20 protein-coding genes are annotated in these 21,734 nt (G+C 59.9%); 19 read left to right on the top strand and 1 reads right to left on the bottom strand.

What is annotated here, in order from left to right:
* Positions 1–18: 18 nt before the first annotated feature.
* The 14 genes from ACOZK9_RS16540 (at position 19) to ispD (ending at position 16,216) form a co-directional block, all read left to right on the top strand.
* Positions 19–522 carry an OmpH/Skp family outer membrane protein gene (locus ACOZK9_RS16540; RefSeq protein WP_003189173.1) on the top strand — a complete coding sequence of 168 codons (504 nt, stop codon included), beginning with the start codon at positions 19–21 and terminating at the stop codon, positions 520–522.
* Between the two features lie 3 nt (positions 523–525).
* Positions 526–1,581 carry a UDP-3-O-(3-hydroxymyristoyl)glucosamine N-acyltransferase gene (lpxD, locus tag ACOZK9_RS16535; RefSeq protein WP_421556202.1) on the top strand — a complete coding sequence of 352 codons (1,056 nt, stop codon included), beginning with the start codon at positions 526–528 and terminating at the stop codon, positions 1,579–1,581.
* A 111-nt stretch (positions 1,582–1,692) separates the two neighbouring features.
* Positions 1,693–2,133, top strand: a complete 441-nt coding sequence (gene fabZ, locus ACOZK9_RS16530; protein ID WP_003172281.1) for a 3-hydroxyacyl-ACP dehydratase FabZ — start codon at positions 1,693–1,695, stop codon at positions 2,131–2,133.
* Complete coding sequence (gene lpxA / locus ACOZK9_RS16525) at positions 2,130–2,906, top strand: acyl-ACP--UDP-N-acetylglucosamine O-acyltransferase (protein ID WP_058412415.1); 777 nt, start codon at positions 2,130–2,132, stop codon at positions 2,904–2,906. Before fabZ ends, lpxA begins: the two co-directional genes overlap by 4 nt.
* A gap of 2 nt (positions 2,907–2,908) precedes the next feature.
* Entirely contained in the window at positions 2,909–4,048 is a 1,140-nt protein-coding gene (gene lpxB, locus ACOZK9_RS16520) for a lipid-A-disaccharide synthase (protein ID WP_152749496.1), read from the top strand.
* 2 nt (positions 4,049–4,050) lie between these two features.
* On the top strand, positions 4,051–4,677 hold the full coding sequence (gene rnhB / locus ACOZK9_RS16515; RefSeq protein WP_161936695.1) for a ribonuclease HII: 627 nt from the start codon (positions 4,051–4,053) through the stop codon (positions 4,675–4,677).
* A 77-nt stretch (positions 4,678–4,754) separates the two neighbouring features.
* Positions 4,755–8,276, top strand: coding sequence for a DNA polymerase III subunit alpha (dnaE, locus tag ACOZK9_RS16510; protein ID WP_152749495.1), 3,522 nt, complete (start codon positions 4,755–4,757; stop codon positions 8,274–8,276).
* 150 nt (positions 8,277–8,426) lie between these two features.
* Complete coding sequence (locus ACOZK9_RS16505) at positions 8,427–9,374, top strand: acetyl-CoA carboxylase carboxyltransferase subunit alpha (protein WP_058412411.1); 948 nt, start codon at positions 8,427–8,429, stop codon at positions 9,372–9,374.
* A 162-nt stretch (positions 9,375–9,536) separates the two neighbouring features.
* Positions 9,537–10,847: a tRNA lysidine(34) synthetase TilS gene (gene tilS, locus ACOZK9_RS16500; protein WP_152749494.1), complete on the top strand. Its 1,311-nt coding sequence runs from the start codon at positions 9,537–9,539 to the stop codon at positions 10,845–10,847.
* A gap of 273 nt (positions 10,848–11,120) precedes the next feature.
* Entirely contained in the window at positions 11,121–12,752 is a 1,632-nt protein-coding gene (locus tag ACOZK9_RS16495) for a CTP synthase (protein WP_058412409.1), read from the top strand.
* Positions 12,753–12,757: 5 nt separating this feature from the next.
* On the top strand, positions 12,758–13,603 hold the full coding sequence (gene kdsA / locus ACOZK9_RS16490; RefSeq protein ID WP_058412408.1) for a 3-deoxy-8-phosphooctulonate synthase: 846 nt from the start codon (positions 12,758–12,760) through the stop codon (positions 13,601–13,603).
* 157 nt (positions 13,604–13,760) lie between these two features.
* Positions 13,761–15,050, top strand: coding sequence for a phosphopyruvate hydratase (eno, locus tag ACOZK9_RS16485; RefSeq protein WP_058412407.1), 1,290 nt, complete (start codon positions 13,761–13,763; stop codon positions 15,048–15,050).
* A gap of 183 nt (positions 15,051–15,233) precedes the next feature.
* Positions 15,234–15,512, top strand: a complete 279-nt coding sequence (gene ftsB / locus ACOZK9_RS16480) for a cell division protein FtsB (RefSeq protein WP_058412406.1) — start codon at positions 15,234–15,236, stop codon at positions 15,510–15,512.
* On the top strand, positions 15,509–16,216 hold the full coding sequence (ispD, locus tag ACOZK9_RS16475; RefSeq protein ID WP_152749493.1) for a 2-C-methyl-D-erythritol 4-phosphate cytidylyltransferase: 708 nt from the start codon (positions 15,509–15,511) through the stop codon (positions 16,214–16,216). The genes ftsB and ispD overlap by 4 nt, the downstream gene beginning before the upstream one ends.
* A 129-nt stretch (positions 16,217–16,345) precedes the next feature.
* Here the strand turns inward: ispD and ACOZK9_RS16470 are convergent, their stop codons facing one another.
* Positions 16,346–17,242 (bottom strand): LysR substrate-binding domain-containing protein, encoded by an 897-nt coding sequence (locus ACOZK9_RS16470; protein ID WP_172979744.1) that lies wholly within the window; start codon positions 17,240–17,242, stop codon positions 16,346–16,348.
* A gap of 109 nt (positions 17,243–17,351) precedes the next feature.
* On the opposite strand from ACOZK9_RS16470, the gene ACOZK9_RS16465 reads away from it, so the two are divergent.
* The 5 genes from ACOZK9_RS16465 to surE all read left to right on the top strand — a co-directional run bounded on the left by ACOZK9_RS16465 (position 17,352) and on the right by surE (position 21,718).
* Positions 17,352–18,464 carry an S-(hydroxymethyl)glutathione dehydrogenase/class III alcohol dehydrogenase gene (locus ACOZK9_RS16465; protein ID WP_058412403.1) on the top strand — a complete coding sequence of 371 codons (1,113 nt, stop codon included), beginning with the start codon at positions 17,352–17,354 and terminating at the stop codon, positions 18,462–18,464.
* An 88-nt stretch (positions 18,465–18,552) separates the two neighbouring features.
* Entirely contained in the window at positions 18,553–19,398 is an 846-nt protein-coding gene (gene fghA / locus ACOZK9_RS16460) for an S-formylglutathione hydrolase (protein ID WP_058412402.1), read from the top strand.
* 54 nt (positions 19,399–19,452) lie between these two features.
* Positions 19,453–19,926 (top strand): 2-C-methyl-D-erythritol 2,4-cyclodiphosphate synthase, encoded by a 474-nt coding sequence (gene ispF / locus ACOZK9_RS16455; RefSeq protein WP_152749492.1) that lies wholly within the window; start codon positions 19,453–19,455, stop codon positions 19,924–19,926.
* Positions 19,923–20,981 (top strand): tRNA pseudouridine(13) synthase TruD, encoded by a 1,059-nt coding sequence (gene truD, locus ACOZK9_RS16450; RefSeq protein WP_099238393.1) that lies wholly within the window; start codon positions 19,923–19,925, stop codon positions 20,979–20,981. Before ispF ends, truD begins: the two co-directional genes overlap by 4 nt.
* Positions 20,969–21,718: a 5'/3'-nucleotidase SurE gene (surE, locus tag ACOZK9_RS16445; protein ID WP_058412399.1), complete on the top strand. Its 750-nt coding sequence runs from the start codon at positions 20,969–20,971 to the stop codon at positions 21,716–21,718. Before truD ends, surE begins: the two co-directional genes overlap by 13 nt.
* The last annotated feature ends 16 nt before the right edge of the window (positions 21,719–21,734 follow it).

Genomic DNA, 21,734 nt, shown 5'->3' with positions numbered 1-21,734 from the left:
ATTCTGTAGGAGTGCATCGTGCGTAAGTTGACTCAATTGGTTCTGCTGGCAACTGTGCTGGTAACCACCCCGGCCTTCGCCGAAATGAAAATCGCCGTTCTGAACTATCAGATGGCCCTGCTGGAGTCCGATGCGGCCAAGCGTTACGCAGTGGACGCCGAGAAAAAATTCGGCCCACAACTGACCAAGCTGAAGACTCTGGAAAGCAGCGCCAAAGGTATCCAGGATCGTCTGGTCGCCGGCGGCGACAAAATGCAGCAAGGCGAGCGCGAGCGTCTGGAGCTTGAATTCAAGCAAAAGGCCCGTGACTACCAGTTCCAGTCCAAAGAACTGAACGAAGCCAAGGCTGTTGCAGACCGCGAAATGCTCAAGCAGCTCAAGCCGAAACTCGACAGCGCTGTGGAAGAGGTCATCAAGAAAGGTGCCTTCGACCTGGTGTTTGAGCGCGGCGCCGTGATCGACGTCAAGCCTCAATACGACATCACCCGTCAGGTGATCGAGCGCATGAATCAGCTGAAGTAAGCCATGACCGCAACTATCAAACTCGGCGAGTTGGCCGAGCTCCTGGGGGCCACCTTGCGTGGCTCCAGTGAGAAAGAAATCACTGGGCTAGCCGCCTTGCAGGAGGCTGGCCCAGCTCAGTTGAGCTTCCTGGCAAAGCCCCAATTCCGTAAATTCCTGGCCGACAGCCAAGCCGCAGCCGTGTTGCTGACGGCCGCCGATGCCGAAGGGTTTACCGGGGATGCGCTGGTGGTGGCTGACCCTTACCTGGCTTTTGCCAAGGCGTCGCACCTGTTCGCTCCAAAACCCAAGGCCAGCCCCGGTATTCATCCGTCTGCGGTGATCGCCGAGGATGCCGTGGTTGATCCTGCGGCCAGCATTGGCGCATTTGCAGTGATCGAGAGCGGCGCGCGCATTGCCGCCGGGGTAACGGTCGGCGCACATTGCTTTATCGGTGCGCGCTGTGAAATCGGCGCCGATGGCTGGCTGGCCCCGCGCGTGACCCTGTACCACGGCGTGCGTATTGGTGAGCGGGTGGTGATTCAGTCGGGCGCCGTCATCGGCGGCGAAGGTTTTGGCTTTGCCAATTCCAAAGGTGTTTGGCACAAGATTGCCCACGTCGGCGGCGTATGGATCGGCGACGACGTGGAAATCGGCGTGAACACCGCCGTTGATCGCGGGGCCTTGGCCGATACGTTGATCGGTAACGGCGTGAAGCTCGATAACCAGATTCAGATTGCGCATAACGTGCAGATTGGCGATCACACCGCCATGGCCGCCTGCGTGGGCATATCCGGCAGTGCCAAGATTGGCAAGCATTGCATGCTTGCCGGCGGCGTTGGGCTGGTGGGGCATATCGAGATTTGCGACAACGTGTACATTACCGGCATGACCATGGTGACCCATTCGATTACCGAGCCTGGGTCCTACTCTTCCGGTACGGCCATGCAGCCAGCGGCTGAATGGCGCAAAAGTGCCGCACGTTTGCGCAAGATCGACGATATGGCCCGACGCCTCAAGCAGGTCGAAAAGCGTGTCGAGGACGTGACCCCTGGCGGTAATGCTTCATCAGAAGGCTGATACCATTTCCATATCAAGTGTGCACAGCCGCTAGACTGCCTCCTTGATTTGCTAGCGGGGCGTGCGTTTAGTCGCCCGCCCCCAATCTTTATTACAGGCTTCCCCCCCGAAATGATGGACATCAACGAGATTCGCGAATACCTGCCTCACCGTTACCCGTTCCTGCTGGTGGACCGTGTAGTGGACCTCAACGTCGAGGAAAAGCGCATTCGTGCCTACAAGAATGTCAGCATCAACGAACCGTTCTTCAATGGTCACTTTCCTGCGCATCCAATCATGCCGGGCGTATTGATCATCGAAGCGATGGCGCAGGCTGCCGGTATCCTTGGTTTCAAAATGCTCGACCTCAAGCCTGCCGACGGCACGCTGTATTATTTCGTGGGCTCCGACAAGCTGCGCTTCCGCAACCCGGTCACGCCGGGTGACCAGTTGATCCTCGAAGCCAAGTTCATCAGTTGCAAGCGCCAGATCTGGAAGTTCGAATGCCAGGCCTCGGTGGACGGCAAGCCTGTGTGCTCCGCCGAGATCATCTGCGCGGAACGCAAACTATGAGTTTGATTGACCCTCGCGCAATCATCGATCCGTCGGCCGTTCTGGCCGCCGACGTTGAGGTCGGCCCTTGGTCGATCATCGGCGCAGGTGTTGAAATCGGCGAGGGGACTGTCATCGGGCCACACGTGATCCTTAAAGGTCCGACCCGTATTGGCAAACACAATCGTATCTACCAGTTTTCCTCGGTAGGCGAAGACACCCCGGACATGAAGTACAAGGGTGAAGAAACACGCCTGGTAATCGGTGACCACAACATCATCCGTGAAGGCGTGACCATCCACCGTGGCACCGTGCAAGATCGTGCGGAAACCACCCTGGGTGATCACAACCTGGTCATGGCCTACGCACACATTGGCCACGACAGTGTTATTGGTAACCACTGCATTCTGGTCAATAACACTGCGCTGGCCGGCCACGTGCACGTTGACGACTGGGCAATTTTGTCCGGCTTCACGCTGGTGCACCAGTATTGCCATATCGGCGCCCACAGCTTTTCCGGCATGGGCACCGCGATTGGCAAGGACGTGCCGGCATTCGTCACGGTATTCGGCAACCCAGCCGAAGCGCGCAGCATGAACTTTGAAGGCATGCGCCGTCGCGGTTTCAGCGAAGACGCGATTCACGCCCTGCGCCGCGCTTACAAGGTGGTGTACCGCCAGGGATTGACGGTTGAGCAGGCGTTGACCGAGCTGACCGAGCCGGCAGCCTTGTTCCCGGAGGTCGCGGTATTCCGTGACTCGATCCAGGCATCGACTCGCGGCATCACCCGCTGATCATGGCTAATCTGCGTATTGCGCTGGTGGCCGGAGAAGCATCCGGCGATATTCTGGGCGCAGGCCTGATGCGCGCGCTCAAGGCCCAGCACCCTGCGGTTGAATTCATCGGTGTGGGTGGCCCGCTGATGCAGGCCGAAGGCCTCACGTCTTACTTTCCCATGGAGCGCCTCTCGGTCATGGGGCTGGTGGAAGTGTTGGGCCGTTTGCGTGAGCTGCTGGCTCGCCGCAAGCTGCTGATTCGAACCCTGATCGAAGAAAAGCCCGACGTATTTATCGGCATCGATGCGCCGGATTTCACCCTCACTATCGAACTCAAGTTGCGTCAGGCCGGGATCAAGACCGTGCACTACGTCAGCCCGTCCGTCTGGGCGTGGCGACAGAAGCGCGTGCTCAACATCCGCGAAGGCTGCGACTTGATGCTGACCCTGCTGCCCTTTGAGGCCAGGTTCTACGAGGAGAAGGGCGTGCCGGTGCGGTTTGTCGGGCACACCTTGGCCGACACCATTCCATTGCACGCTGACCGCGCCGCCGCGCATGCCGAGCTGGGCTTGCCCGATGGCCCGCTGGTGGCGCTGATGCCGGGCAGTCGTGGCGGCGAAGTCGGTCGCCTCGGCGCTTTGTTTTTTGATGCCGCCGAACGCCTGCAGGCGTTGAAGCCCGGTCTGCGTTTTGTGCTGCCGTGCGCCAGCCCGCAACGACGCGCGCAAATCGAGACGCTGCTTGAGGGGCGCAACCTGCCGTTGACCTTGCTTGACGGCCAGTCGCACCTGGCCCTTGCGGCGTGCGACGCGGTACTGATCGCCTCGGGCACCGCCACCCTGGAGGCTTTGCTCTACAAGCGGCCCATGGTTGTGGCTTATCGTCTGGCGCCGCTGACCTTTTGGATTCTGAAACGCATGGTCAAAAGCCCTTACATCTCTTTGCCCAATTTGTTGGCCCAGCGCCTGTTGGTGCCGGAGTTGCTGCAGGACGATGCAACGCCAGAGGCTTTGGCGCAGGCCCTATTGCCGCTGATCGACGGTGGCGAGGAGCAGACCCGTGGTTTTGACGACATCCATCGCACCTTGCGCCGTGATGCGTCGAACCAGGCGGCGGATGCCGTGCTTACATTGATCGGCCACAAACAGGAAACCTTATGACCGTGCAAATGGGCCTGGATTTCAGCCTCGTCGCGCAAGCCCACGAACTGGTGGCCGGTGTTGACGAAGTAGGGCGCGGCCCGCTGTGTGGCGCGGTGGTCACGGCAGCGGTGATTCTGGACCCGAACCGTCCGATCCTCGGCCTTAATGATTCGAAGAAGCTCACCGAAGCGCGTCGCGAAAAACTCTACGACGAGATCTGTGAAAAAGCCCTGAGCTGGCATATCGCTCGGGCCGAAGTCGAAGAAATCGACACATTGAACATCCTCCACGCGACCATGCTGGCCATGCAGCGCGCGGTGGAAGGCCTGCACATCACTCCGAAAATGGCGATGATCGACGGCAACCGCTGCCCCACATTGGCGATGCCGTCAGAAGCCGTGGTCAAGGGTGACAGCAAGGTGCCCGCCATCGCTGCGGCGTCGATTCTGGCCAAGGTCAGCCGTGACCGTGAAATGGCCGCGTTTGAATTGATCTACCCCGGCTACGGCATCGGTGGCCATAAAGGCTACCCGACGCCCGTTCATCTGGAAGCATTGGCTCGCTTGGGCCCAACGCCTATCCACCGGCGCTCGTTCGCCCCGGTTCGCCAGGCTTACGCGCTGCGCGAGAGCCTCACCGAGGTTTAGTCGCGAGGCTGATGTTTTTGCCAAGGCCCGGTACAATCCCGGGCCTTGTTGTTTCTAAGTTTTTGCACAGGATCACTATGCCGGCTTCATTCGTTCACCTGCGCCTGCACACTGAATATTCCCTGGTCGACGGCCTGGTACGGATCAAACCGCTGGTCAAAACCCTGGTGGGCATGAACATGCCCGCGGTAGCGGTTACCGATCAGAACAACATGTGTTCCCTGGTCAAGTTCTACAAAAACGCCATGGGCGCCGGCATCAAGCCGATTTGCGGCGCCGACCTGTGGCTGTCCAACAAAGACCCGGATAACCCTTTGAGCCGCATCAGCCTGTTGGCGATGAACGGCGTCGGTTATCGCAACCTCACCGAACTGATTTCTCGCGGTTTTATCGACGGCCAGCGCAACGGCTCGATCATCATCGAGCGCGAGTGGGTGGCCGAGGCGAGCGAGGGTGTGATCATGCTCTCGGCCGCCAAAGAGGGCGAGGTGGGTATCGCGCTGTTGGGCGGCAACCCTCAGGAAGCCGAAGTGCTGGCCCGCGAGTGGATGCAGGTGTTCCCCGACCGCTTCTACCTGGAGGTTCAGCGTACCAATCGGCCGAATGATGAAGAGCATCTGCACGCCGCCGTGGCCCTGGCCGACAAGCTGGGCGCGCCGCTGGTGGCGACCAACGATGTGCGTTTTATCAAGAAAGAAGATTTCGAGGCCCACGAGACGCGCGTGTGCATCGGCGAAGGCCGTGCCCTGGATGACCCGCGCCGGTCGAAGAACTACAGCGAAGAGCAGTACCTCAAAAGCGCTGAAGAGATGGCCGAGTTGTTCAGCGACCTGCCCGAAGCGCTGGAAAACTCCGTCGAGATCGCCAAGCGCTGCAATATTGAAGTGAAGCTGGGCAAGCACTTCTTGCCCAACTTCCCGATCCCCGATGGCATGACCATCGATGAGTACTTTCGCAAGGTGTCGTTTGATGGTCTGGAAGACCGTCTGAGTGTGCTGTTGCCCAAGGACACCACCGAGGACTACGACGCCAAGCGCCAGGTGTATGTTGACCGGCTGAATTTCGAGCTGGATATCATCATCCAGATGGGCTTCCCCGGTTACTTCCTGATCGTAATGGACTTTATCCAGTGGGCCAAAAGCAACGGCGTGCCGGTAGGTCCGGGCCGGGGTTCAGGTGCTGGCTCGCTGGTGGCGTATGTACAGAAGATTACCGACCTCGACCCGCTGGAATATGACCTGCTGTTCGAACGGTTCCTCAACCCGGAACGGGTTTCCATGCCCGACTTCGACGTCGACTTCTGCATGGACGGCCGTGACCGCGTGATCGAGTACGTGGCCGAGAAATATGGCCGCAACGCGGTCAGCCAGATCATCACCTTCGGTTCCATGGCCGCCAAAGCGGTCATCCGCGACGTGGCGCGGGTGCAGGGCAAGTCCTACGGCCTGGCGGATCGCCTGTCGAAGATGATCCCGTTCGAAGTCGGCATGACCCTGGAAAAAGCCTACGAGCAGGAAGAAATTCTGCGCGACTTTATCAAGGTCGATGAAGAAGCCGCCGAAATCTGGGACATGGCGCGCAAGCTCGAAGGCGTTGTGCGTAACGTCGGTAAACACGCCGGTGGCGTGGTCATCGCGCCGACCAAACTCACCGACTTTTCGCCGATCTATTGCGATGAAGAAGGCGGCGGCCTGGTTACCCAGTTCGACAAGGATGACGTGGAAGCGGCTGGCCTGGTGAAGTTCGACTTCCTCGGCCTGCGTACCCTGACCATCATCGACTGGGCGCTGAAGACGATTAACCGCGAGCGCGCCAAGGTTGATGAAGCGCCGCTGGATATCGCGTTTATCCCGCTGGACGACAAACCGACGTACCAGTTGCTGCAAAAAGCCGAAACCACGGCGGTGTTCCAGCTTGAGTCGCGCGGCATGAAAGAGCTGATCAAAAAGCTCAAGCCCGACTGCCTGGAAGACTTGATCGCACTGGTGGCGTTGTTCCGTCCTGGCCCGCTGCAATCGGGCATGGTGGATGACTTCATCAACCGTAAGCACGGCCGCGCCGAGCTGGCGTACCCGCACTCCGACTACCAGTACGAAGGCCTCAAGCCGGTACTGGCACCGACTTACGGCATCATCCTGTATCAGGAACAGGTGATGCAGATCGCCCAGGTCATGGCCGGTTACACCCTCGGCGGCGCCGACATGTTGCGGCGCGCCATGGGCAAGAAAAAGCCCGAAGAAATGGCCAAGCAGCGCGGCGGTTTCATTGAAGGTTGCGCGACCAACAATATCGACGCCGACCTTGCCGGTAACATCTTCGACCTGGTGGAAAAATTCGCCGGTTATGGCTTCAACAAATCTCACTCCGCCGCCTACGGCCTGGTGTCGTACCAGACCGCCTGGCTGAAAACCCACTACCCGGCGCCGTTCATGGCGGCGGTACTTTCGGCGGATATGCACAACACCGACAAGGTCGTGACCTTGATCGAAGAAGTGCGCACCATGAAGCTGCGCCTTGACGCGCCGGACGTGAACGCCTCGGAGTTCAAGTTCACGGTGAACGACGAAGGCCGCATCATTTATGGCCTGGGCGCGATCAAAGGTGTGGGTGAAGGCCCGGTGGAGGCCATTACCGAGGCGCGCCAGCACGGGCCGTTCAAGGACCTGTTCGATTTTTGCGCGCGGGTGGACCTCAAGCGCATCAACAAACGCACCCTTGATGGGTTGATCCGCAGTGGCGCGCTCGATCGTCTTGGCCCGTACTTCCATGATGAGCCGAAGGCTTACCAGGCGAATATCGACCGCAACCGCGCGGTGCTGCTGACCGCCATGGAAGAAGCGATCAAGGCCGCCGAACAGACCGCGCGCACCCACGACAGCGGCCACGCCGACCTGTTTGGCGGGCTGTTCGTCGAGGAAGACGCGGACGTTTATGCCAACCATCGCAAAGCCAAGGACCTGACCCTCAAGGAACGCCTCAAGGGTGAGAAAGACACCTTGGGCCTGTACCTCACCGGTCACCCGATTGACGAATACGAAGGTGAAATTCGCCGGTTCGCACGTCAGCGCATCATCGACCTGAAACCGGCGCGGGACACCCAGACCGTGGCGGGTATGATCATCGCACTGCGCGTGATGAAAAATAAAAAGGGCGACAAGATGGGTTTTATCACCCTCGATGACCGCTCGGGCCGCATCGAAGCGTCGCTGTTTGCCGATGCGTTCCACTCGGCGCAGTCGCTGTTGCAGACCGACGCAATGGTGGTGGTAGAAGGCGAGGTCAGTAATGACGACTTCTCCGGCGGCCTGCGCCTGCGGATCAAGCGGGTGATGAGCATGGAAGATGCGCGCACCAATTTGGCCGAAAGCCTGCGCTTGAAGGTCAAGACCGAAGCGCTCAAAGGCGATCAGCTACGCTGGTTGGGTGACCTGCTCAAGCGTCACCGTGGCGCGTGCCCGGTGACCATGGAGTACACCGGCAACGACGCCAAGGCCATGTTGCAGTTTGGTGAGACCTGGCGAATTGATCCCGCAGATGGCTTGATTCAAGCTTTGCGTGACCAGTTCGGCCGTGACAACGTCTTCCTCCAATACCGTTGATGGCCGGGCGCGTTCTTTTTGATGAAGAGTATTCGCCCGATCTCGACCCAACATTTAATCTCGACCTAGACGCGCCTGTCCCTTAAGGTAGCGCGAATAGACAACCGGCTGGCCAGGCACTCCCTGGCCGTCGACCCAAGACGGACGCTTATGAACCCGAATTTTCTTGATTTCGAACAGCCGATCGCTGACCTGCAAGCCAAAATTGAAGAATTGCGCCTGGTCGGCAATGACAATTCCCTGAATATCGGCGATGAGATTGCTCGACTGCAAGACAAGAGCAGCACGCTCACCGAAGACATTTTCGGCAAGCTGACCAGCTGGCAGATCGCGCGCCTGGCTCGCCACCCGCGCCGTCCGTACACGCTGGACTACATTCAGCATATCTTCACCGAGTTCGACGAGCTGCATGGCGACCGCCACTTCTCTGACGACGCGGCCATCGTCGGCGGTATCGCTCGCCTGGACGACCAGCCAGTGATGGTGATCGGTCACCAGAAAGGCCGTGAAGTGCGCGAGAAAGTTCGCCGTAACTTCGGCATGCCGCGCCCTGAAGGCTACCGCAAGGCGTGCCGCCTGATGGAAATGGCCGAGCGCTTCAAAATGCCGATCCTGACCTTCATCGACACCCCGGGCGCCTACCCGGGTATCGACGCCGAAGAGCGCAACCAAAGCGAAGCGATCGCCTGGAACCTGCGCGTGATGGCCCGCTTGAAAACCCCGATCATCGCCACCGTCATTGGTGAAGGTGGTTCCGGCGGTGCACTGGCGATTGGCGTGTGCGACCAGTTGAACATGCTGCAATATTCGACCTACGCGGTGATCTCGCCCGAAGGTTGCGCCTCGATCCTGTGGAAAACCGCCGATAAAGCCCCGGACGCTGCCGAAGCCATGGGCATCACTGCCGATCGCCTCAAAGGCTTGGGTATCGTTGATAAGGTTATCGGCGAACCGTTGGGCGGCGCCCACCGCGACCCGGCTGCCGCTGCCGCGAGTATCCGCGCTGAACTGGGTGCGCAACTGGCGATGCTCAAGAAGCTGGATAACGAAGCGCTGCTCAAGCGCCGTTATGAGCGCTTGATGAGCTACGGTCTCTAAGAGCGCCGCAGCATTAAATGTGGGAGGGGGCTTGCCCCCGATTGCTGAGTGTCAGTCAATGTATTTGGTGACTGATGCACCGCTATCGGGAGCAAGCCCCCTCCCACATTTGCTTTGTGTATGCTTGGCCAACGTATTCCAGATTTGCGGCGGTAACATCTGATGAAACCGGTGCTCTGCGCCAAACTCCTGCAAACCCTCGCCCCGTGGCGCAACGCCCCGGCTTGGCATATCGCTTTCTCCGGCGGCCTCGATTCCACCGTCCTGCTGCATCTCCTCGCATCTCTGGCAAACATTCCACCTCTGCGTGCTGTGCATGTTCACCACGGCCTGCAAGCTGCCGCCGACGCGTGGCCAGAGCATTGCCAAACGGTCTGCGACGGTTTGGGTGTGCCCTTGCGCGTCATGCGTGTGCAGGTGCAGCCCGGCGCCAGCCTTGAGCGTGCCGCGCGTGACGCGCGTTACTCGGCGTTTGCCGAGGTGATTGGGGCAGGGCAGGTATTGCTGACGGGCCAGCACCGCGACGATCAGGCCGAAACCCTGCTGTTTCGCCTGCTGCGTGGGGCAGGGGTGCGAGGGCTGTCGGCAATGCCGGCGCATCGCCCATTCGCGGCTGGCCACCTGGTGCGGCCGCTGCTGAATGCCTCACGCGCTGAATTGGAGGCCTACGCACACGAACATCAGTTGAGCTGGATCGAAGACCCCTCCAACGCCGACCCGCGTTTTTCGCGCAATTACCTGCGCCACCGGGTAGTGCCAACGCTGACCGAGCGTTGGCCCCAAGCCGTCACCCGCCTGGCGCGCGCTGCCGAGCATCTGGGTGAAGCCCAGGGCCTGCTTGACGAATTGGCGCACATGGACCTGCAAACCGCCGATCACCCTTCGCCGTTTCCCTGGCTGCCCTTGCCATCATTGGCGCTGGCGCCATTGCGCGAGCTTTCCGACGCCCGTCAACGTAACGCCCTGCGACATTGGCTGACGCCGCTGACGCGTTTGCCCGACAGCGACCATTGGGCCGGCTGGTATTCGCTGCGCGATGCCAAGGGCGACGCACAACCGCTGTGGCGCTTGGCCGACGGCCAATTGCACCGTTGCGGCCCACACATCTGGTGGCTGCCTTCAAGCTGGTCGGCGTTTTCCGACGCGTCGGTGAGCTGGCTTGATCCGCACACCCCACTAAAGTTACCCGGCAATGGCCTGCTCAACTGTATCGGCAAGGCCCCCGCAGGCCCATTGACGATCCGTTATCGCCAGGGCGGCGAAGTCGTCGAAGTGCCAGGTCGCGGTCGGCGCGACCTCAAGCGCCTGCTGAATGAATGCGGGCTGCCGGGCGCGGTGCGTGGCAGATTGCCGCTGCTGTATCGGGGCGAGCAATTGCTGGCTGCCCCAAGCCTTGCAGGGCTATGGGCGATGCCGCCGGGCGACTGGCAATTACAGTGGATGCCACAGACCTGCGATCAAGGTTTGAGCTGATAGAGCCTTTCCGGTAGACTACGCTCCCTTCTTGATACAACTTCTGTGGATTCGCCTGAATCGCAGTCGTTGCCGATTACCAAGCAGTCTTTGCTGGGCGATTCCAAAAAATGTGTAGCGATCAACGCACCGGTGTTTCACTGCTGGTCTGTCACCACGCGGCGGTTTTTTTGAAAGGTGCACTGTGATTAATGCAGGTGATCGGGGGCTTCGGCCTTCCTTCGCTTTCCCCGGCGGCTCGGACCGCTTTAACGCAGACTTCTAGGGTTTTTCATGACGCGCTACATATTCGTCACGGGCGGTGTTGTTTCTTCATTGGGGAAAGGCATTGCCTCCGCTTCATTGGCGGCCATCCTGGAGGCGCGGGGACTTAAGGTCACCATGCTCAAGCTGGACCCGTACATCAACGTTGACCCGGGCACCATGAGCCCGTTCCAGCACGGTGAAGTGTTCGTCACACACGACGGCGCCGAGACCGACCTGGACCTGGGCCACTACGAGCGGTTCATCCGCACGACCATGACCCAGAACAACAACTTCACCACAGGCCGTGTTTACGAACACGTGCTGCGCAAAGAGCGCCGTGGTGACTACCTGGGTGCAACCATCCAGGTGATCCCGCACATCACCGACGAAATCAAGCGCCGCATCATCAAGGGTGCAGGCGATGCCGACGTGGCGATGGTCGAGATCGGTGGCACCGTGGGTGACATCGAATCGCAACCGTTCCTCGAAGCCATTCGCCAATTGCGTTTCGAAGTCGGCGCCAAGCGCGCGATGCTGATGCACCTGACGCTGGTGCCGTACATCGCCACCGCCGGCGAAACCAAAACCAAGCCTACCCAGCACTCGGTCAAGGAACTGCGTTCCATCGGCCTGCAGCCGGATGTGCTGGTGTGCCGCTCCGATCACCCGATCGACATTTCTTCGCGTCGCAAGATCGCGCAATTCACCAACGTTGAAGAGCGTGCGGTGATTGCCCTGGAAGACGCCGACACCATCTACAAGATCCCGGGCATCCTGCATTCGCAAGGCCTGGATGATTTTGTGGTCGAGCGTTTTGGCCTGCAATGCAACGGCGCAGATCTTTCCGAGTGGGAAGCGGTGGTCGACGCCAAGCTCAACCCTGAGCACGAAGTCACCATCGCCATGGTCGGCAAGTACATGGAACTGCTCGACGCGTACAAGTCGCTGATCGAAGCGATGAGCCACGCCGGTATCAGCAACCGTACCAAGGTCAACCTGCGCTACATCGATTCCGAAGACATCGAGAACCAGGGCACTGCGCTGCTCGAAGGTGTTGACGCCATTCTGGTGCCAGGCGGTTTCGGCCTGCGTGGCGTGGAAGGCAAGATCACCGCCGTGCAGTACGCCCGTGAGAACAAGGTGCCGTACCTCGGTATCTGCCTGGGTATGCAAGTGGCCGTTATCGAGTTCGCACGTAACGTGCTGGGCTGGAAAGACGCCAACTCCACCGAGTTCGATCACGCCAGCGGCCACCCGGTCGTGGGCCTGATCACCGAGTGGGAAGATGCCACCGGCGCCGTTGAAACGCGTACTGAAACCTCCGACCTCGGCGGCACCATGCGCCTTGGCGCACAAGACTGCCTGCTGGAGCCGGGGTCTTTGGTTCACGATTGCTACGGCAAGGACGTGATCGTCGAGCGTCACCGTCACCGCTACGAAGTGAACAACAACCTGCTGCCGCAGATCAAGGAAGCCGGCCTGAAAGTGTCCGGTCGCTCCGGTGATGGCAAGCTGGTGGAAGTGGTCGAGGCGCCGGATCATCCATGGTTCGTGGCGTGCCAGTTCCACCCGGAGTTCACCTCGACGCCGCGCGACGGTCACCCGTTGTTCACCGGTTTCGTTAAAGCAGCACTGACGCAACATCAGAAGAAGGCGTAAACCTGATGGCCCAGAAGATCATTCGCGTAGGCGACATCGAAATTGCCAACGACAAGCCCATGGTGCTGTTCGGCGGCATGAACGTGCTGGAAAGCCGCGACATGGCGATGCAGGTCTGTGAAGAGTACGTCAAGGTTACCCAGAAACTGGGTATCCCTTACGTGTTCAAGGCCAGCTTCGACAAGGCCAACCGTTCGTCCGTGACCTCCTATCGCGGCCCGGGCCTTGAAGAAGGCATGCGGATCTTCCAGGACATCAAGCAAGCTTTCGGCGTGCCGATCATCACCGACGTCCACGAGCCCGAGCAGGCTGCCGTGGTCGCCGAGGTGTGCGACATCATCCAGTTGCCGGCCTTCCTGTCGCGCCAGACCGATCTGGTGGTTGCGATGGCCAGGACCGGCGCTGTGATCAATATCAAAAAAGCCCAGTTTCTTGCACCACAGGAAATGAAACATATCCTGAGCAAATGCGTGGAAGCGGGTAACGACCAGTTGATCCTCTGCGAGCGTGGTTCGAGCTTCGGCTACAACAACCTCGTGGTCGACATGCTCGGTTTCGGCATCATGAAACAGTTCGAATACCCGGTGTTCTTCGACGTGACCCACGCGCTGCAAATGCCCGGTGGTCGTGCCGATTCCGCCGGTGGGCGGCGCGCCCAGGTATTGGACCTGGCCAAGGCTGGCATCAGCCAGTCGCTGGCCGGGCTGTTCCTGGAAGCCCACCCGGACCCGGACAATGCCAAATGCGACGGCCCGTGCGCCTTGCGCCTGGACAAGCTGGAGCCGTTCTTGGCCCAGCTCAAGCAGTTGGACGAACTGGTCAAGAGTTTTCCGACGGTAGAGACCGCGTAACGGCCGTTTCTCCGGTAGACTTTCCCTCGCTTTACGCTCAGGCCTGCGGGCCTGAGCCTTGTCGCCTGCAAGCCTGCCCCGTTGTTCCACCCTTGCGGTCGGTCAAAAGATTTCCTTCAGCTGCGTCGTTTTCGTCAACTTTGGAGTGTTTACAACAATGGCAAAAATCGTCGACATCAAAGGTCGTGAAGTTCTCGACTCCCGTGGCAACCCCACCGTCGAAGCCGACGTGCTTCTCGATAACGGCATCATCGGCAGCGCCTGCGCGCCGTCCGGTGCGTCTACCGGTTCGCGCGAAGCGCTGGAACTGCGTGATGGCGACAAGAGCCGTTACCTGGGCAAAGGTGTACTCAAGGCCGTCGCCAACATCAACGGCCCGATCCGCGACCTGCTGCTGGGCCAGGACCCTGTTGACCAGAAAGCCCTTGACCACGCGATGATCAAGCTCGACGGCACCGACAACAAAGGTAGCCTGGGCGCCAACGCGATCCTCGCCGTGTCCCTGGCTGCCGCCAAGGCCGCCGCACAGGACCAGGACCTGCCGCTGTACGCGCACATCGCCAACCTGAACGGCACGCCGGGTGTTTACTCGATGCCGGTGCCGATGATGAACATCATCAACGGCGGCGAGCACGCTGATAACAACGTCGACATCCAGGAATTCATGGTGCAGCCGGTGGGTGCCAAGACCTTCTCCGAAGGCCTGCGCATGGGCACCGAGATTTTCCATCACCTCAAAGCAGTGTTGAAGGCGCGTGGCCTGAGCACTGCAGTGGGTGACGAAGGTGGTTTCGCGCCGAACCTGGCGTCCAACGAAGATGCACTCAAAGTGATCTCCGAAGCTGTGGCCAACGCTGGCTACACGCTGGGCACCGACGTGACCCTGGCACTGGACTGCGCCGCCAGCGAATTCTACGAAGACGGCAAGTACAACCTGTCCGGCGAAGGCCACGTGTTCACCTCCGAAGGTTTTGCCGACTACCTGAAAGGCCTGTGCGAGCGTTACCCGATCATCTCGGTTGAAGATGGCCTGGACGAGTCCGACTGGGCCGGCTGGAAAATCCTCACCGACAAAATCGGCGAGAAGATTCAACTGGTGGGCGACGACTTGTTCGTGACCAACACCAAGATCCTGCAAGAAGGCATCGACAAAAAGATCGCCAACTCGATCCTGATCAAGTTCAACCAGATCGGCACCCTGACCGAAACTCTGGAAGCCATCCAGATGGCCAAGGCTGCGGGCTACACCGCCGTGATCTCGCACCGCTCCGGCGAAACCGAAGACTCGACCATTGCCGACCTGGCTGTGGGCACCTCGGCTGGCCAGATCAAAACCGGTTCGCTGTGCCGTTCCGACCGCGTTTCCAAGTACAACCAATTGCTGCGTATCGAAGAGCAATTGGCAGGTAAAGCCAAGTACAACGGTCGCAGCGAGTTCCGCGGCTGATTGTTTCGCGGCGTGTTAAATAGTAAAAAGTTGGCAGGTGGCGTCGGAAAATTCTCGATAGAATAGATTTCGACGCTAATCTGATGGCGATCAAGTACAAGCCTGGTTTTTCCAGGCTTCGTGCTATCAGTTGCTTTAAAAGTTTTACATGGCTGTCTTTTTTTACTGGATACCCGGATTTCGATGCGCAGTCCCAATTGGTTGTTCCTCGTCTTGCTCTTGTTGCTGGCTGGCCTGCAATACCGCCTATGGGTCGGTAATGGCAGCTTTGCGCAAGTGAAAGAGCTGACCCAGCAAATTGCCGACCAGCACGCCGAAAACGAAATCCTGCTGGAGCGTAACCGCGTCCTTGACGCCGAAGTGCTTGAGCTGAAAAAAGGTACCGAGACCGTTGAAGAGCGGGCTCGCCATGAGCTGGGCATGGTCAAGGAGGGCGAAACCCTCTACCAGCTCGCGCAATGACTGACTGTTTACCGGCCTTCTGGGCCGTGATTCCTGCCGCGGGCGTCGGTGCCCGTATGGCTGCGGACCGTCCCAAGCAATATTTGCAACTGGGCGGGCGCACAATTCTCGAACACAGCCTTGGCTGTTTTCTCGACCACCCATCGCTCAAGGGCCTGGTGGTCAGTCTTGCTGTTGATGATCCTTATTGGCCCAACCTGGCGTGTGCCACAGACCCGCGCATTCAGCGCGCGGACGGTGGTTCGGAACGCTCAGGCTCGGTACTCAATGCGTTGCTGCAACTGAATGCCCTGGGCGCCAGCGATGACGATTGGGTGTTGGTGCACGACGCGGCGCGGCCTAACTTGAGTCGCGATGACCTCGACACACTGTTGGCTGAGCTGGCGCATGACCCGGTCGGCGGTTTGCTGGCCGTACCGGCGCGCGACACCCTCAAGCGCGCTGACAAACACGGTCGTGTGGTCGAAACCGTGGATCGCAGCCTGGTCTGGCAAGCCTACACGCCGCAAATGTTTCGCCTGGGTGCCTTGCACCGGGCGTTGGCGGACAGCCTGGTGGCTGATGCGGTGATCACCGACGAAGCCTCAGCCATGGAATGGTCCGGTCAGGCGCCGCGCCTGGTTGAAGGGCGTGCGGACAATATCAAGGTGACTCGGCCGGAAGATCTGGAGTGGCTGCGGCTGCGGTGGGCGAATCGGCGGTAGTTGGTGGCACCGAGTCGACGCCATCGCGAGCAAGCCCGCTCCCACAGTTGACCGGGTTCCTACAGGTCAACCCTGTTCAACTGTGGGAGCGGGCTTGCTCGCGATGAGGCCAAACCAGCCACCTCTTCATCAAAGGCTGTACTCCGGCCGCTCGGCCAACCCCACCTTCAAATAATCCACCAGCTTGCGTACCTTCGGCGACAAGTGCCTTTGCTGCGGGTACAACGCCCACACTGCCGTGTTCGGCGGCTGATGCGCTTCCAGCAACGGCACCAACGTGCCACTGTGCAAATGCTCCAGCACGTAATAGTCCGGCAACTGGCACAACCCGACGCCTTGCAAGGCTGCATCCAGCACGGCTTGCCCACTGTTGCAGCGCCAGTTTCCCTGCACCCGTTGTGAAAATTCGCGACCGTCCTGGGCCAGTTGCCAAATATCCGAACTGCCTATCAGGCAGTTATGCCGACTTAATTCCGACACGCTGTGCGGCCGACCATAGCGTTCCAGGTAGGACGGCGACGCGCACAGGTACATGCGCCGAGGGGCGAGGCGACTGGCGACCATGCGCGAGTCTTGCAGGCGCCCGAGACGGATCGCCAAATCGAGGCCTTCGTGCACCAGGTCCAACTGACGATTGCTCAGTTCAATATCCACTCGCAGCTGTGGGTATAGCCCCATGAACCGCGTGACCAACGGCACGATAAAACGCTCGCCGTAGGCCACGGCGCAGGTCATGCGCAACATGCCCTTGGGTTCGCTGGCCAGGTCGCCCACGGCGCGCAAGGCCTCTTCGCGACCGTCCTGCAAGCGCTGGCAGTGTTGCAGAAAGGTCTGGCCGGCCTCGGTAAGGGTTACCTTGCGCGTACTGCGGTACAACAGCCGCGTTTGCAAACGTTCTTCAAGGCGCGCCACCTGTCGGCTGATGTGCGACGACGACACCCCAAGCCGTTCGGCCGCCGCCGTGAATTGGCTGTGCTCAGCCACGGCGACGAACTCGTCAATGCCTTCCCAGCGATTTTCCAACACGGCGATTATCCCTGTATGGCAATAATGTTTTGCTTTTGCCTGGATTATTAATCAAGAAGCCATGTTTTACACTCACTGTCTTAGTTTTTAACTCCCTGGAGAAACCCGGATGATCAAGTCCCGCGCCGCCGTAGCCTTCGAAGCCAATAAGCCCCTTGAGATCGTTGAAGTGGATGTCGCCATGCCCAAGGCTGGCGAGGTGCTGTTGCGCGTGGTCGCATCCGGCGTGTGCCACACCGACGCCTACACTTTGTCGGGCGCAGACCCGGAAGGCATCTTCCCGTCGATCCTCGGCCATGAAGGCGGTGCGGTGGTTGAAGCGATCGGCGAGGGCGTAACCTCGGTGGCCGTCGGCGACCATGTGATCCCGCTGTACACACCGGAATGCGGCCAGTGCAAATTCTGCCGATCGGGCAAGACCAACCTCTGCCAGGCCATTCGTTCTACGCAAGGCAAAGGCCTGATGCCCGACGGCACCACGCGCTTTTCCTACAAAGGCCAGCCGATTTTCCACTACATGGGTACGTCGACGTTCTCCGAGTACACCGTGCTGCCGGAAATTTCCGTCGCGAAGATTCCTAAAGAAGCCCCGCTGGAAAAAGTCTGCCTGCTGGGTTGCGGTGTGACCACCGGCATCGGTGCGGTGCTCAATACGGCCAAGGTCAAGCCGGGCGACACCGTGGCCATCTTTGGCTTGGGCGGTATTGGCTTGTCGGCCGTGATTGGCGCCGTCAAGGCCAAGGCTGGGCGCATCATCGCCGTCGACATCAACCCGGCCAAGTTTGAAATCGCCAAGCAATTGGGCGCCACCGACTGCATCAATCCGAAAGATTACGACCGCCCGATTCAAGACGTGATCGTCGACTTGACCGATGGCGGCGTGGACTTTTCCTTTGAGTGCATCGGCAACGTGCAACTGATGCGCGCAGCCCTCGAGTGCTGCCATAAAGGCTGGGGCGAGTCGGTCATCATCGGGGTTGCCGGTGCCGGCCAGGAAATTTCCACGCGTCCATTCCAACTGGTGACCGGTCGCGTCTGGCGCGGTTCGGCGTTCGGTGGCGTGCGTGGCCGTACCGAGTTGCCAAGCTACGTAGACATGGCCCAGACCGGCGAAATCCCGCTGGACACCTTCATTACCCACACCATGGGCCTGGAAGACATCAACAAAGCGTTTGACCTGATGCATGAAGGCAAAAGCATTCGTACCGTCATCCACTTTTGAGCAGCTTCAAGCTACGAGCTATAAGCGCCAAGCGGGTGTACGCCTGCTTGGCGCTTTAAGCCTGCAGCTTGCAGTTGGGAGCATTCCCATGACGCTGGAAAATATTTCCTGCCAGAAGAGCTTCGGCGGCTGGCACAAACGCTACAAACATCATTCCCAGGTGCTGGGTTGCGACATGACCTTCGCCGTCTACTTGCCGCCACAGGCGGAGCAGGGCGGCAAGTTGCCGGTGTTGTACTGGCTGTCGGGCCTGACCTGCACCGATGAAAACTTCATGCAGAAGGCCGGTGCCCAGCGCATGGCTGCCGAACTGGGGTTGATTATCGTCGCACCCGACACCAGCCCGCGTGGGCCAGGTGTGCCGGACGACCCAGACAACGCGTGGGATTTTGGCCTCGGCGCAGGCTTTTATCTGAATGCCACGCAGGAGCCTTGGGCCAAGCACTACCGGATGCATGACTACGTTGTGCAGGAATTGCCCGCATTGGTTGAAGCGCATTTCCCGGCGTCGGATAAGCGCGGCATCAGCGGCCACTCAATGGGCGGCCATGGCGCACTGGTCTGTGCGCTGCGCAACCCGGGGCGTTACCTGTCGGTGTCGGCATTTTCGCCGATCAACAACCCGATGGATTGTCCGTGGGGGCAAAAAGCCTTTTCGCGTTACTTGGGCGAAGAACGCTCGAAGTGGCGGGAATGGGATGCCTGCGTGCTGATCAGTGAGGCCACGCAAAAGCTGCCATTGCTGGTGGATCAGGGGGATCGCGACGACTTCCTCACCGTGCAACTCAAGCCTGAGGCGTTGCAGCAAGCGGCCAAGGCGGCTAATCACCCGCTTCAATTGCGTTTGCAGCCTGGCTACGATCACAGCTACTTCTTTATCGCCAGCTTCATCGAAGATCATTTGCGACACCATGGTCGTGCTTTGCTCGGTTAATGTGAGGCAAAAGTAGGTAGAATCACGCCCTGAATTAAATCGGGGCGTTTTTTTATGCGTATTGGCCACGGCTACGATGTGCACCGTTTCGCTGAAGGCGATTTCATCACCTTGGGCGGCGTGCGCATTGCACACCACCATGGGTTGCTCGCTCATTCCGACGGCGACGTTGTGTTGCATGCCTTGAGCGATGCCTTGCTCGGCGCGGCGGCGTTGGGCGATATCGGCAAGCACTTCCCGGACACTGACCCCACCTTCAAGGGCGCGGACAGCCGCGTGCTGTTGCGCCACGTGGTCAGCCTGATCCACGCCAAAGGCTGGAAAGTCGCTAACGTCGACAACACCATCGTGGCCCAAGCGCCAAAAATGGCCCCGCATATTGAATCGATGCGTGCACTGATTGCCGCAGACCTGCAAATTGAATTGGATCAAGTCAACGTGAAAGCCACCACCACCGAAAAGCTCGGGTTTACCGGTCGGGAAGAGGGCATCGCGGTGCACTCCGTCGCCTTGTTGCTGCGCGCATGAATGACCTGCAACTGCTGGGCCCGCGGGCTTACGGCGAGGCCTTGGGCAGCGCGGTCTTGAAGGCCACGGCTGAAGATTTCCAGGTAGACGAAGTGCTCGATATTCCGCTGACCGGCGATGGCGAGCACCTGTGGCTGTGGGTAGAGAAGCGTGGGCTCAACACCGAAGAGGCCGCGCGGCGCATCGCCAAGGCCGCCGGCGTGCCGTTGCGCACCGTCAGCTATGCCGGGCTCAAGGACCGCCAAGCGTTGACCCGCCAGTGGTTCAGTGTGCAACTGCCGGGCAAGGCCGACCCGGACATGAGCGGTGCAGAAAACGACAGCCTCAAGATCCTTAAAACTGCGCGCCACAAGCGCAAGCTGCAGCGCGGCGCACATTCGGCCAACGGCTTCACCCTGCGCCTGACCCAATTGGCGGGCGATACCGCCGCCATCGACGCGCGTTTGCAGCTGATCGCCGAGCACGGTATTCCCAACTATTTCGGCGCCCAGCGCTTTGGTCACAACGGTGGCAACGTGGTGGACGCGCGTGAGTGGGCGGCGCGCAAGGCCTTGCCGGAGCAGCGCAATGTGCGTTCGCGGTTGCTGTCCACCGCGCGCAGTTTTTTGTTCAACAAAGTTTTGGCGGCACGTGTCGCTGACGGTTCCTGGCAGCGCGCCCAGGTCGGCGACCTGCTGGCGTTTACCGACAGCCGTAGTTTTTTCCCGGCGGGCGAGGCTGAATGCAGCGACCCGCGCCTGGCAATTCTGGACCTGCACCCTACCGGGCCGCAGTGGGGCGAAGGCGATTCGCCAGCGGCCGGTGCTACGCATGCGCTGGAACAAGCGATTGCCGCCAGCGAGCCAGAGCTGCGCGATTGGCTGGTGAATGCCGGCATGAGCCAGGAACGTCGCATTCTGCGACTGCCCATTGGCGGGTTGACGTGGCATTATCCTTCGCTGGACATTCTGCAATTGGAATTCGTCCTGCCGGCCGGATGCTTCGCCACTGTCTTGGTGCGCGAGATTGTTGATCTGGTGCCGGTGGGGCAGACGGACAACCCATGCGTATTCTGATATCAAACGATGACGGTGCCACCGCACCCGGCCTTGCCGCGCTCTATGCTGCGCTGCAAGATTACGCCGAGTGCGTGGTGGTGGCCCCTGACCAGGACAAGAGTGGCGCCAGCAGTTCGCTGACGCTCGACCGTCCTTTGCACCCGCAGGTTCTGGCCAACGGCTTTATCAGCGTGAACGGTACCCCCACTGACTGCGTGCACCTGGCGATCAATAGCTTGTTGAGTCAGGAGCCGGATTTGGTGGTGTCGGGCATCAATCTCGGCGCCAACCTGGGCGATGACGTGCTGTATTCCGGTACCGTGGCGGCTGCCCTTGAAGGGCGTTTTCTGGGCCGTACTTCATTCGCCTTCTCTTTTGCCTCGCGGCAACTGGACAACCTCGCGAGCGCAGCGTATTTCGCCCGCAAGCTGGTGGAGGCTCATGGTTCACTCGACCTGCCGCCGCGCACGGTGCTCAACGTAAATATTCCCAACTTGCCGCTCGACCATATTCGCGGCATTCAACTGACGCGCCTGGGCCATCGTTCGCGTGCGGCGGCGCCACTGAAAGTGGTCGATCCGCGTGGCAAGGAAGGTTATTGGATCGCGGCTGCGGGCGATGCCGAGGACGGCGGCCCAGGCACGGACTTTCATGCGGTGATGCAAGGTTATGTTTCGATTACCCCGTTGCAGCTTGATCGCACCTTCAGTGATGCCTTCAGTAGTCTCGATGGCTGGCTCGAGGGGCTGCGTTGATGGCGCGTGAACAAGA

This window comes from Pseudomonas kitaguniensis (assembly GCF_049199985.1).
GTDB lineage: Bacteria > Pseudomonadota > Gammaproteobacteria > Pseudomonadales > Pseudomonadaceae > Aquipseudomonas > Aquipseudomonas kitaguniensis.
Note: the sequence above shows the minus strand (reverse complement) of the source record. Positions and strands in the feature narration are given on the sequence as shown.

Excerpts from the sequence above, each read along its gene's own strand:
- lpxD (WP_421556202.1), top strand. The coding sequence starts at position 526 with ATGACCGCAACTATCAAACTCGGCGAGTTGGCCGAGCTCCTGGGGGCC.
- fabZ (WP_003172281.1), top strand. The coding sequence starts at position 1,693 with ATGATGGACATCAACGAGATTCGCGAATACCTGCCTCACCGTTACCCG.
- lpxA (WP_058412415.1), top strand. The coding sequence starts at position 2,130 with ATGAGTTTGATTGACCCTCGCGCAATCATCGATCCGTCGGCCGTTCTG.
- lpxB (WP_152749496.1), top strand. The coding sequence starts at position 2,909 with ATGGCTAATCTGCGTATTGCGCTGGTGGCCGGAGAAGCATCCGGCGAT.
- dnaE (WP_152749495.1), top strand. The coding sequence starts at position 4,755 with ATGCCGGCTTCATTCGTTCACCTGCGCCTGCACACTGAATATTCCCTG.
- ACOZK9_RS16505 (WP_058412411.1), top strand. The coding sequence starts at position 8,427 with ATGAACCCGAATTTTCTTGATTTCGAACAGCCGATCGCTGACCTGCAA.
- tilS (WP_152749494.1), top strand. The coding sequence starts at position 9,537 with ATGAAACCGGTGCTCTGCGCCAAACTCCTGCAAACCCTCGCCCCGTGG.
- ACOZK9_RS16495 (WP_058412409.1), top strand. The coding sequence starts at position 11,121 with ATGACGCGCTACATATTCGTCACGGGCGGTGTTGTTTCTTCATTGGGG.
- kdsA (WP_058412408.1), top strand. The coding sequence starts at position 12,758 with ATGGCCCAGAAGATCATTCGCGTAGGCGACATCGAAATTGCCAACGAC.
- eno (WP_058412407.1), top strand. The coding sequence starts at position 13,761 with ATGGCAAAAATCGTCGACATCAAAGGTCGTGAAGTTCTCGACTCCCGT.
- ftsB (WP_058412406.1), top strand. The coding sequence starts at position 15,234 with ATGCGCAGTCCCAATTGGTTGTTCCTCGTCTTGCTCTTGTTGCTGGCT.
- ispD (WP_152749493.1), top strand. The coding sequence starts at position 15,509 with ATGACTGACTGTTTACCGGCCTTCTGGGCCGTGATTCCTGCCGCGGGC.
- ACOZK9_RS16465 (WP_058412403.1), top strand. The coding sequence starts at position 17,352 with ATGATCAAGTCCCGCGCCGCCGTAGCCTTCGAAGCCAATAAGCCCCTT.
- fghA (WP_058412402.1), top strand. The coding sequence starts at position 18,553 with ATGACGCTGGAAAATATTTCCTGCCAGAAGAGCTTCGGCGGCTGGCAC.
- ispF (WP_152749492.1), top strand. The coding sequence starts at position 19,453 with ATGCGTATTGGCCACGGCTACGATGTGCACCGTTTCGCTGAAGGCGAT.
- truD (WP_099238393.1), top strand. The coding sequence starts at position 19,923 with ATGAATGACCTGCAACTGCTGGGCCCGCGGGCTTACGGCGAGGCCTTG.
- surE (WP_058412399.1), top strand. The coding sequence starts at position 20,969 with ATGCGTATTCTGATATCAAACGATGACGGTGCCACCGCACCCGGCCTT.